Source organism: Pedobacter sp. MC2016-24, assembly GCF_015223055.1.
In the GTDB taxonomy this organism is placed as follows: domain Bacteria; phylum Bacteroidota; class Bacteroidia; order Sphingobacteriales; family Sphingobacteriaceae; genus Pedobacter.
This window is the reverse complement of sequence record NZ_JADFBX010000008.1, coordinates 1-11,737: the sequence shown is the minus strand read 5'-3', so window position 1 is coordinate 11,737 and position 11,737 is coordinate 1. Positions and strand designations below refer to the sequence as shown.

The 11,737-nt window shown below is 42.1% G+C and carries 8 protein-coding genes; all 8 read left to right on the top strand.

Going from position 1 to position 11,737, the window contains the following annotated elements; genetic code table 11:
- The first annotated feature begins 9 nt into the window (after positions 1 to 9).
- The gene (locus IM797_RS17970) at positions 10 to 1,716 is read left to right on the top strand and encodes a TonB-dependent receptor (protein WP_194128559.1); all 1,707 of its coding nucleotides are present in this window, start codon (positions 10 to 12) and stop codon (positions 1,714 to 1,716) included.
- A 55-nt stretch (positions 1,717 to 1,771) separates the two neighbouring features.
- On the top strand, positions 1,772 to 3,184 hold the full coding sequence (locus IM797_RS17965) for an SPOR domain-containing protein (protein WP_194128558.1): 1,413 nt from the start codon (positions 1,772 to 1,774) through the stop codon (positions 3,182 to 3,184).
- Positions 3,185 to 3,188: 4 nt separating this feature from the next.
- The gene (locus tag IM797_RS17960) at positions 3,189 to 3,899 is read left to right on the top strand and encodes a MotA/TolQ/ExbB proton channel family protein (RefSeq protein WP_194128557.1); all 711 of its coding nucleotides are present in this window, start codon (positions 3,189 to 3,191) and stop codon (positions 3,897 to 3,899) included.
- Positions 3,899 to 4,300, top strand: a complete 402-nt coding sequence (locus IM797_RS17955; protein ID WP_194128556.1) for a biopolymer transporter ExbD — start codon at positions 3,899 to 3,901, stop codon at positions 4,298 to 4,300. The genes IM797_RS17960 and IM797_RS17955 overlap by 1 nt, the downstream gene beginning before the upstream one ends.
- Positions 4,300 to 5,118 (top strand): energy transducer TonB, encoded by an 819-nt coding sequence (locus IM797_RS17950; RefSeq protein WP_194128555.1) that lies wholly within the window; start codon positions 4,300 to 4,302, stop codon positions 5,116 to 5,118. Before IM797_RS17955 ends, IM797_RS17950 begins: the two co-directional genes overlap by 1 nt.
- 40 nt (positions 5,119 to 5,158) lie before the next feature.
- A complete protein-coding gene (locus IM797_RS17945) occupies positions 5,159 to 6,445 on the top strand; it encodes a folylpolyglutamate synthase/dihydrofolate synthase family protein (protein WP_194128554.1) in 1,287 nt (428 codons plus the stop codon).
- Between the two features lie 70 nt (positions 6,446 to 6,515).
- Complete coding sequence (pafA, locus tag IM797_RS17940; RefSeq protein WP_194128553.1) at positions 6,516 to 8,180, top strand: alkaline phosphatase PafA; 1,665 nt, start codon at positions 6,516 to 6,518, stop codon at positions 8,178 to 8,180.
- A 149-nt stretch (positions 8,181 to 8,329) separates the two neighbouring features.
- Positions 8,330 to 11,722, top strand: a complete 3,393-nt coding sequence (locus IM797_RS17935; RefSeq protein WP_194128552.1) for a methylmalonyl-CoA mutase family protein — start codon at positions 8,330 to 8,332, stop codon at positions 11,720 to 11,722.
- Positions 11,723 to 11,737: the final 15 nt, after the last annotated feature.

The window sequence follows — 11,737 nt, the reverse complement described above, 5'->3', positions numbered from 1 at the left end:
ACAAGCAACATGAGATTCACGAAACTAATATATACCACATTACTGTTCCTTACTGCCGGTTCTTTAACTGTTACTGCACAGGACAAAAAAACAACAGAGAAAAAACAAGACGAGAACAAAGCCGTTGCCGAAGAAATTGAGGTGGTGAGACCTTATAAACCGGTATTGGCCGAGGCTGTAAAACTGAGAAGAAGTCCCGATCTGAACGATGTTAAAACTTATAAAGCAAAGTTCAATTACAATTTAACAGACCGTAAACTGGAATTAAACTCTGATATCAATAAATTACAGGCACAAAAACTGGCTGAACAAAAGGAGACCGAACTCATTAACAATTATGTTAAAGGTGCATTTGGTAGCGCGGGTACTACCCTGGGTGAAGCTTACATTAATATTGGTCGGGATGAGGCTTTGCAGGCTGGCGCATTTTTCAAACATTTTGCACAAAAAGGAAGTTTAAACAAACAAAAATCAAGTCAGCAGCAACTGAGTGTATTTGGCCGCAGTATTGGCGATCAGGTTACCTTAAGTGGCCGGTTGAATTACCAGAGAAATGGCCTTTATTTTTACGGTATTGATCCTCAAAATCCAACCTTAAATCCAAACCCGGATCAACAGGCGTTTAACTTCATTGAGGCCGAAGGCGAAATTGTGAACAAGTTCAATGACGATCCGGACGCTTTAAGCTATGCAGCCAAATTGAATGGCTACGTATGGACCGACAAATTCAAAGCAAGAGAAAATTCAATCGTAATCAATGGTTATCTGAACAAACGAATCAGTAGCTTTAACCTGGGGCTTGCTGCTTCTGCTGAATTTGGAAATACAAAAGATCAGCTGACCAGTGTAGGCAACAACTTATTGAAATTAAACCCTTATATCCGTTTGCAGGCAAGCGGCGTTAAAATTACCGCTGGAATTAACTTTGTACAGGAATTTGGAACAACATCAGCCAGCAGGATTTTTCCCGCAGTAACCGCTGATTTCACTTTGATCCCCGACTATCTGCAGATCTTCGGTGAGCTAAAAGGTGATGTAAACCGAAATTCATTAAAACAACTGACTGACGAAAATCCTTTCTTAAACAGCAATATCAACATTCAAAACTCCATTGAAAAATTAAGCATCAGTGGTGGGATCAAGGGAACAGGCGGTCCGGGTTTTGGGTACAAAGCCAGATTCTATTATAAAACGATTACCGACATGCCTTTATTTGTAAATAATTTCACAAACTTCAACAAGTTTGATGTGATTTACGATTTTGGAAATATGAAATTGACCGGATTGGAAGGTGAAATATCTATACAGGTAAGTGACGCTTTGAAATGGACAGGTAAACTGGATTTTGAAGATTACAAACCTGCCGCTGAAAGCCAAAGCTGGTTTAAACCACAATTGCGCCTAAGTTCCGATTTGATGTATGCCTTTAACAAAGAGCTGACCTTCAATGCATCGGTGGCGATCCAAGACGAGAGTAAGGCCAAAATCTATGTGGCAGCACCAGCAAACCCATACCGATTACCTGATATGGCAAACGAGCGTGTAGCTACGGTAAAAGGATTTGTAGACCTGGGTATCGGCGCCAACTATAAAATCAATAACAAGTTCTCTGCCTTTGCCCGTGTAAACAATTTGTTAGGCACCAAATACAGTAGATTCTTATATTATCAAACTATTGGAACCAATATTTTTGGAGGAGTAGCCTATTCGTTCTAGCAGGTTTTTGATTATTAATTGGCTGATACGGATTTAAAAATTTATTTTTACCAGAATGGATGTATTATTTCACCTTACAACACTTATAAAAGCCCATAAAGAGGTCGGTATTCCCGGCCTCGGGACCATTTATAAAAAGAAATCTCCTGGAAGGTATGATGCTTCAAGCCATTCATTTTTACCACCCAGCTATTTAATACATTTCACTTCAGACCTTAAAGAAGATACTTTACTTACTTCCCTGATCAGCGAAGCAGAAAACATCTCTGCTGATTCGGCAACAGACCATATTGAGCAATTTTCTCAACACATACTAGATGAACTTGCTGAACATCAAAACCTGAGTTTCGGGCAACTCGGCGATTTCTCTATCGAAACCGGCAGCCTAACTTTCACTTCGAAAAAAGATCAGCATTTCGGATTCGAATTCTATGGATTACCTGCTTTAAGTGCTGACCTGGCCCCTGATCAGGAGATCCAGCCCCTACATGAAGAACCTGTTCACACAGAAGTGACACCAGAGCAACTGGAGCTTGAAAACAACAATGCAGATCTTGGAGATGGTACTTCTTATACAGAGGAGGAAGAAATACAAGCCCCTCCTTTTGTCGAAACTCCTGAAAATATAGAGCCGGAAGAAGAACCAGTTGAAGAAAGTTATATTGTTCAGGAAGAACAACCAGATGAACAAATACAGACAATTGTAGAAACACCAGTATTTGAAGATGAACCGGCAGTAGAAGAGGAACAACCAGTAGCAGAACATGAACCTGTGGCAGAAGAAGAACAACCGGTGGAAGAAACAGAGGCTGTTGCTGACGACAATACTCCATTTGTACTCATTTCTGAATCGCCTGAAAATAAATCATCAGCAAGTTCGTTTTATGTTAATTCAGTAGTAATACCCGAGCAAAAGACACCTGTTTACAGGAATCCATTGATCTGGGTCCTGATCATTTTTATCCTGGCGGCGCTCGTTGGGCTACTCAAACCAGATTTGTTTAAAGGTTTGATGTCACACCAGGACGAGGTAACGATCGATATGACAAAACCACCAGTTCAAAAAACGACGGTTCCTGCAACAGCAGATTCAATTCCGGCTATCGACACCGCTGCAATTGCGGATAGCATCCGGATCAGCGATAAAAAGCCAAATGCAAATATAGATTCATCGAAAAAAACGGTTGCTGTTCCTGTTCCGGCAAACCATTCTACAAATGCCCCGATCAGCTATGAAATATTAGCTGCCTCCCTGGCGAACCAAAAGGAAGCGGATAATTTTTTAGCCGATATGAAAAAACGTGGCATCCCTGCAAAAATAGCAGACTTAAAGGGCCGCAGAATTAAAATCACCCTCGGTACATTTGCCGACGAACAAGAGGCCAGGAAGCAACTCCAAATCTTAAAAGAGACGACTAAACTTCCGGGCATTTATATTTTCCCAAACAGACACACAAAACAACACTAATCATATGATCGCATTAATACAAGGTGCCACTGATACCATTAACCAACTTACAGATTCCGCAAGCGCACTAAATCAGGCCGTTACGCCTGCAGCACCAGAGTTACATTTTATAGACTTATTATTTAAAGGTGGCTGGGTAATGGTACCTCTTGCCTTACTCGCATTTTTAGGACTGGTTATTTTCGTAGAGCGTTACATCACCATTAGAAAAGCTTCTAAAACCGAATCTAACCTGATGCTTCAGATCAAGCAATACATTCACGAAGGTAGATTGGATAATGCCATTGCTTTATGTAAAAACAACAATTCTCCATTGGCCAGGATGTTGGAAAAAGGCTTAAAACGTATTGGTCGACCAATCAAAGATATTGAAGCAGCCATTGAGAATAACGGTAAGCTGGAAGTTTCCAAACTGGAAAAAAACATTGGTATCTTAGGTATCATTGCCGGTATTGCACCCATGTTGGGTTTCGTGGGTACCATCGTTGGGGTAATCACCATATTCCATGATGTATCTATCAAAGGCGCCATCGAAATCGGAACCATCTCTGGTGGTTTGTATACTAAAATGATTACCTCTGCTACCGGATTAATTATCGGTATCATCGCATACGTACTGTACCACATTTTGAATATGATGGTAGAACGCATCATTTTAAGAATGGAAACCGATGCTATTGAATTTATTGATTTATTAGAAGAACCAGGGAAATAATGAATCTACGTAAAAGAAATAAAGCAACAGTAGAAGTACATACTTCTGCATTGAATGACATTATGTTCTTTCTGATGCTGTTTTTCCTATTGGCATCTGCTGTAGTTAATCCAAAGGTAGTGAAACTCTTACTGCCGCGTTCAGAATCCGGACAACAATCTTCAGCTCAAAAAACCGTTACTGTATCTATAGACGAAAAGTTAAATTATTTTGTAGATAAAAATAAGGTTACACTGGAAGGACTTCAAGCGGCGGTTGAAACTTATCAAAAAGCTTCACCGGATTTAACCATCGTATTGTATGTGGCCAGGGGCGTTTCTATCGAAAACACCATGACGGTATTTGACGTTGCAAACAAGCTGAAACTGAAAGTAGTGTTAGCCGTAGAACCAAAGAAATAATGACATATCCTAAAGAAGAAAACAATTACCCTAAAGCACTGGCGATATCGACAGGCATTATGGGTGCTTTAATCGCTTTAAGTTTTTTCATTGCAATAGGCAACTTCCAACCTGTTGAAGAGGCCGGTATGGGCGGTATGGTGGTTAATTATGGAACTTCCGTAGAAGGCATGGGTACCGACATCAGCAGTATCGAAGAACCCTCTGCCGATCCTGACGCCAATCACCAGGCACCAGATAAAGTTGTCGAAGCCAAACCAACCCCACAAAAGTCGGTTGCTGAAGTGAGCAGTAAAGAAATTGTAACCCAGACTTCGGAAGATGCCGTAAGCGTTAAAACCAAGACAACAAAGACCACATCTACACCGGTAGCAACTGCCGTAGAAACCAAACCTGCAAAACCGACCATCAATCAAAATGCCTTGTATAAAGGAAAGACAAACAAGGGAACAGGTGCTGGCGATGGTACAGGTAGCACTCCGGGAAACCAGGGTAGCGTAAATGGTGATCCTTTGGCGACCAATTATGGCGAAGGTGGCTCGGGTTTCGGCGAAAAACCAATCGAACTGAGAAAATTCACCAACCTGGTTACACCTCAGGATGATGGTCAGAAAACCGGAAAAATTGCAGTAAGGATCAAAATCAATAAAAACGGTATTGTTACTGATGCCACTCCAGGTGTAAAAGGAACAACTTTAAACGACCGGGAGCTTTGGGAAAAATGCAAAACTGCCGTAATGGGTGCACGCTTAACACAATCCGATTCTGCACCAGATGTACAGATTGGCGTAGTTGTTTTCAACTTTAAAGTGAAATAGTCACGCATCTTTAATAGTTTTGCGTCACCAGGCTTTAAAAATGAATTATAAGCAAACAATAGACTATTTGTATAATAAGCTACCGATGTTTACCCGTGTGGGCGCAGTAGCTTTTAAAAAAGATCTTCACAATACCATTGCCATGTGCGAAAAGCTGGGAAATCCCCAGCAACAATTTAAAAGCATTCACATTGCTGGCACAAATGGCAAGGGTTCAACCTCACATATGCTTGCTGCAATTTTGCAGCAAGCTGGTTACAAAACCGGCTTATATACCTCACCTCACCTTAAAGATTTCAGGGAACGGATCCGCATCAATGGCCAGATGGTTTCAGAAGATTTTGTAACCAGCTTTGTCAACGAACAACAGGACATCATCGAGGAAATCAATCCTTCCTTCTTTGAAGTGACTGTAGCTATGGCTTTTTCCTATTTTGCCAACGAAAAGGTAGACATCGCCATTATTGAAGTCGGATTAGGTGGTCGTCTCGACTCCACCAATATCATTACACCCGAGCTATCGGTGATCACCAACATCAGCCTGGACCACACCAACATGCTTGGGAATACACTTCCGGAAATAGCAGGTGAAAAAGCCGGTATCATCAAACCGGGAATTCCTGTCGTGATCGGCGAAACACAAACAGAAAGCGCCCCGGTATTTCTTCAGAAAGCAGCTGAAACAAACAGCGAAATCATATTTGCAGACCAGCTGTTGCAATTGCGAAATACCAATAGGGAAAACCAGTTTTTGACGACATCAGTATTTAAAGACCAACAACCATTATATACCGACCTTAGCTTAGACCTCAGCGGTTTCTATCAGCTCAAAAACATCCTGACTGTAGTACAATCTGTATTGGTATTGAAACAAAAGGGATATGTGATTGCAGACAAAGCACTATTTACTGCGGTGGCCAACGTTAAAAAATTAACTGGCCTGCGGGGCAGATGGCAAACCCTCCACGAGCACCCCTTAACCATTTGCGATACGGGACACAACATCGCCGGAATTACCGAAGTCATGCAAAATATAAAGTCAACTGCTTTCAGTCAGCTTCACATCGTAATCGGTATGGTTAAAGACAAAGACATCAGTGGCGTATTGAAGCTATTGCCAACGGATGCTGTATATTATTTTTGCCAGCCAGACCTGGAGCGTGCACTTTCAGCTACAGAACTGGCAGAACAGGCCTCTAAATACGAGCTCAAGGGCGAAGCATTTCAAACAGTAACAATGGCCTATCAAGCCGCAAAACTAAAAGCAAAACCAACCGATTTGATTTTCATTGGCGGCAGTACATTTGTAGTGGCCGAAGTGCTATAAAATCTTTACATAAGCTTAAACAATACTTATTTCCAAGTCCATATATTTATCCTCAAATTCAAATGCGATAATGAAGAAAATTTACTTGTTTTTTACTGCCTTTGCACTATTTAGCTATGCTGCAACTGCACAGAAAAAAAATATTAAAACTACAGGTGCCAAAGAATCAGCAGGAATAGCCAGACCGAAATTGGTGGTAGGTCTTGTAGTTGATCAAATGAGATGGGATTACCTGTACCGCTATTATAGCAGATATACCAATGGAGGTTTTAAACGCCTGCTTAGAGAAGGATTCTCTGCTGAAAATACCCTGATTCCTTATACTCCAACCATTACAGCCTGCGGCCACTCCAGTATTTATACAGGTGCTACTCCCGCGGTCAATGGCATAGTAGGCAACGACTGGTACGATACCAAGCTCAGGAGAGACATGTATTGTGCAGAAGATACAACCGTAGCTACCGTTGGCAGCACAACCATGGCCGGGGTAATGTCTCCAAAAAATATGCTGACTACGACCATTACAGATGAACTTCGACTGGCAACCAATTTCAAAAGTAAAGTAATCGGGATTTCGTTAAAAGACCGTGGTGCAATTTTACCAGCGGGACATGCAGCGAATGCAGCTTATTGGTATGACGGACAAACAGGCGACTGGATTACCAGCACCTATTACATGAAAAGCCTGCCTGCATGGGTTCAGGATTATAACAAATTGAAAACAGCCGATCAGTTTTTTGCACAAAACTGGAATACCTTATACCCTATCGAGTCCTACACTCAAAGCACTGCAGACGATAAAATATATGAGCGTAAAACCAGGGGCGAACAAACACCAACCTTCCCACACCCCCTAAAACTGTATATCGGTAAAAACTACGAAATCATCAAAAGTACACCGTATGGCAATACCATTACATTAGACCTTGCCAAACAAGCCATCATTTCAGAAAACCTTGGCCAGACCGGCAATACAGATTTCTTAGCAGTGAGTTGCTCTTCTACCGATTACGTAGGTCACCAATACGGGCCAAACTCCATTGAAGCAGAAGACACCTATTTGAGACTGGATAAAGATCTGGAAGCTTTCTTTACTTATTTAGACAGTAAGCTGGGTAAAGGAAATTACCTGTTCTTCTTATCTGCCGATCACGGTGCAGCGCATGTTCCGGGTTTCATGAAAGAAAACCGTTTACCAGGAGGCACCTTTGATGAAGGGCCGGTAATTAAAAATTTAAACACTGAACTGGAACAACAATTTAAAGTAAAACAAGCCATTACCAGTACGGCGAATGGACAGCTTTACCTGAATAAAGATGGCATACGTAAAGCAAATGCAGATTTAGATGCGCTAAAAGCATACATCATCGAAAACTTGCGTAAACAGGATGAGGTTTTTGACGCGGTGGATTTGACTAAACTTGCCACTACGACCTTGCCCGAAGCGATTAAAAAATCACTGACTGCCGGATACCATACCAGCAGAAGCGGAGACATTTACTACATCCTGAAATCAAATTATTTCAGTGGCAGCAAAACAGGTACTACACACGGTGCATGGGCCCCTTACGATGCGCACATCCCTTGTGTATTTATGGGCTGGAATGTAAAACCAGGTAAAACCAATAAAACTTATCACATGACGGACATTTCGGCTACTTTAGCCGCGATGTTACACATACAAATGCCAAGCGGATGTATTGGCGAACCCATTACAGAAATTACCAATCCTTAATACAAGCGGTTTAACTATCTTACAAAGGCTGTTCTGGAACAAAAACCAAAACAGCCTTTTGTTATTATAGCCTGCCCCATTTGACGGGGCTATTTTTACCTCCCTGCCCCCAGTTTTTGTTACCTTTGCGTACCGATTATAAATCTACGATGGAACAAATTGTCAGCTATAAACCCAAACATAAAATTCGTTTTGTTACAGCAGCAGCCCTTTTTGACGGCCACGATGCAACCATAAATATCATGCGCCGCATCTTGCAGTCTACTGGTGCAGAAGTCATACACCTTGGCCATAACCGCTCTGTAGAAGAAGTGGTCAACTGCGCTATCCAGGAAGATGTACAAGGCATTGCCATGACCTCTTATCAAGGCGGGCATATCGAATATTTCAAATACATGTACGACCTTTTACAGGAACGGGGAGCTTCCAATATCAAAATATTCGGCGGTGGCGGTGGTGTGATTCTTCCAACCGAAATTGCCGAACTACAGGCTTATGGCATAACCAGAATTTACTCTCCGGATGACGGCCGTAAGATGGGCCTTCAGGGGATGATCAATGACATGTTGCAGCAAACCGATTACATCACCACCAAGACATTAACTACTGAACTTAAAGGTATCCCTAAAAAGGAAGTAAAAAGTATTGCTGCTGCGATTACAGTAGCAGAAAATGATCCGGAGGCTGCTCAAAAGTTTGTGGATGAACTTAAAAAACTCAGTAAAGACAAAAATATACCAGTGCTAGGGATCACAGGTACTGGTGGTTCTGGAAAATCATCTCTGGTGGATGAGCTGGTTAGAAGATTTTTAATTGAAGTGAAGGACAAAACCATGGCCATCATTTCTGTCGATCCATCCAAACGCAAAACTGGTGGCGCGTTACTCGGCGATAGAATCCGGATGAATGCCATCAACAATCCGAGAATATACATGCGCTCCCTGGCCACCAGGCAAGCCAACCTGGCACTTTCTAAAAACGTACAGGAAAGTATAGACATCTGTAAAGCTGCAGGTTACGACCTGATCATTGTAGAAACCTCAGGGATCGGTCAGTCCGATACAGAAATTACTGAACATTGTGATGTTTCCCTGTATGTGATGACTCCGGAGTTCGGGGCAGCCACACAATTGGAAAAAATCGACATGCTCGATTTTGCAGATCTGGTTGCCATCAATAAATTTGACAAAAGAGGAGCCTTAGATGCGCTTAGAGATGTTCGTAAACAGTACAAACGCAACCATAATCTTTTTGATGCCAAAGACGATATCATTCCTGTATTTGGCACCATGGCTTCGCAGTTCAATGACCCGGGAATGAATAACCTGTTTACTGCTTTGATGGACAAAATCACAGAAAAAACAGGCGTAAATTTCCATGCCCAAATGGAGCTCAGTGCAGCACAATCTGAAAAGATTTACATCATTCCCCCGGACCGGATCAGATATCTTGCCGAAATTGCAGAATCGAGCCAAACCTATAACGAATGGGTAGATAAACAATGTGGTATCGCTCGTAAATTATATCAACTACAAGGGGTTATTGAATTGTCTAAACAGGAAAAAACCACCAAGGACATATCGGTCAGTCAGGAACTTATTGACACCCTCAGCGAGGTTTACCAACACCTGGAAGAACAGCTGGACGGAGAATGCAGGAGACTGCTTCGCCAATGGCCTGAAACCAAACTAAAATACAAACAGGAATATTTCATTTATAAAGTACGCGATAAAGAGATTAAGCAACCTTTGTTCTATGAATCCCTATCCAAGCTTCAAATTCCAAAAGTATCCTTACCAAGGTATCAGGACTGGGGAGATGTGCTCCGCTGGTTGTTAACAGAAAATTTACCTGGGGAATTCCCTTATGCAGCCGGAGTATTTCCCCTAAAACGCGATGGAGAAGATCCAACACGGATGTTCGCGGGAGAAGGCGGGCCTGAACGGACCAATAAACGCTTTCATTATGTATCCCTTGGCCAACCTGCCCACCGGCTTTCCACAGCATTTGACTCTGTTACCCTTTACGGAGAAGATCCGCACATCAGACCAGATATTTATGGAAAAATTGGAAACTCCGGAGTAAGTATTGCAACACTGGATGACGCTAAGAAACTCTATTCAGGATTTGATTTGTGTGCAGCTTCCACTTCCGTATCCATGACCATTAACGGCCCCGCCCCTATGCTGCTGGGTTTCTTCATGAATGCAGCCATAGATCAGCAATGTGAAAAATACATCATCGAACATGACCTGCAGGATGAAATCAGCCAGAAAATAGATGCGATTTACAAAGCTAAAAAGCAGGAAAGACCTGTTTATGCAGGTGAACTTCCAACAGGAAACAATGGTTTAGGCCTGATGCTTCTTGGGGTAACCGGTGATCAGGTCTTACCCGCAGATATCTATAAAAAAATAAAAGACTATGCCATCAGTACGGTTAGGGGTACGGTGCAAGCCGATATCCTGAAAGAAGACCAGGCACAAAATACCTGTATCTTTTCTACCGAATTTGCTTTACGTATGATGGGTGATATCCAGAGCTATTTCATCAATGAAAAAGTCCGTAATTTCTATTCTGTTTCCATATCCGGTTATCACATCGCTGAAGCAGGTGCCAATCCAATATCTCAACTGGCCTTCACGTTAAGTAATGGTTTTACCTTTGTAGAGTATTATTTAAGCAGGGGTATGCACATAGACGATTTTGCGCCTAATCTATCCTTCTTTTTCTCCAATGGTATAGATCCTGAGTACGCGGTAATTGGTCGCGTAGCGCGCCGCATTTGGGCCAAGGCGATTAAAAACAAATACAAAGGGAACGACAGGTCGCAAAAACTCAAATATCATATCCAAACTTCAGGTAGGTCATTACATGCACAGGAAATAGATTTCAATGATATCCGTACTACCTTACAGGCCTTGTATGCGATTTATGACAATTGCAATTCCCTACACACCAATGCTTACGATGAAGCCATCACAACACCTACCGAAGAATCGGTACGCAGAGCGATGGCCATACAACTCATCATCAACAGGGAATTGGGCTTAGCTAAAAATGAGAACCCTTTACAAGGCGCATTCATTATCGAAGATCTGACGGACCTGGTTGAAGAAGCTGTGTTGCTTGAATTTAAGCGGATCAACGACCGAGGAGGAGTGCTGGGCGCGATGGAGACCATGTATCAGCGCGGTAAAATCCAGGAAGAAAGCTTGTATTACGAAACCTTAAAACATACTGGTGAATACCCAATTGTAGGTGTGAACACCTTTTTAAATAAAAATGGCTCACCTACCATTGTTCCCAGCGAGGTGATCCGTGCAACGGAAGAAGAAAAACAGTTCCAGATTACAGCATTGAAACTATTCCAGGAACGAAATGCGGATAAAGCAGGCGCCGCATTACAGCAACTGCAAAAATCTGCCGTTGCAGGCGACAACATTTTTGAACAACTGATGGAAATCTGTAAGATCTGTTCTTTGGGGCAAATTTCTAATGCCTTGTATGCCGTTGGCGGACAATATCGGAGAAATATGTAAGCCTGACCAAATAGC

What these genes read in the sequence shown, in the direction of transcription:
- IM797_RS17970 (WP_194128559.1), top strand. Translation starts at nt 10, where the DNA reads ATGAGATTCACGAAACTAATATATACCACATTACTGTTCCTTACTGCC.
- IM797_RS17965 (WP_194128558.1), top strand. Translation starts at nt 1,772, where the DNA reads ATGGATGTATTATTTCACCTTACAACACTTATAAAAGCCCATAAAGAG.
- IM797_RS17960 (WP_194128557.1), top strand. Translation starts at nt 3,189, where the DNA reads ATGATCGCATTAATACAAGGTGCCACTGATACCATTAACCAACTTACA.
- IM797_RS17955 (WP_194128556.1), top strand. Translation starts at nt 3,899, where the DNA reads ATGAATCTACGTAAAAGAAATAAAGCAACAGTAGAAGTACATACTTCT.
- IM797_RS17950 (WP_194128555.1), top strand. Translation starts at nt 4,300, where the DNA reads ATGACATATCCTAAAGAAGAAAACAATTACCCTAAAGCACTGGCGATA.
- IM797_RS17945 (WP_194128554.1), top strand. Translation starts at nt 5,159, where the DNA reads ATGAATTATAAGCAAACAATAGACTATTTGTATAATAAGCTACCGATG.
- pafA (WP_194128553.1), top strand. Translation starts at nt 6,516, where the DNA reads ATGAAGAAAATTTACTTGTTTTTTACTGCCTTTGCACTATTTAGCTAT.
- IM797_RS17935 (WP_194128552.1), top strand. Translation starts at nt 8,330, where the DNA reads ATGGAACAAATTGTCAGCTATAAACCCAAACATAAAATTCGTTTTGTT.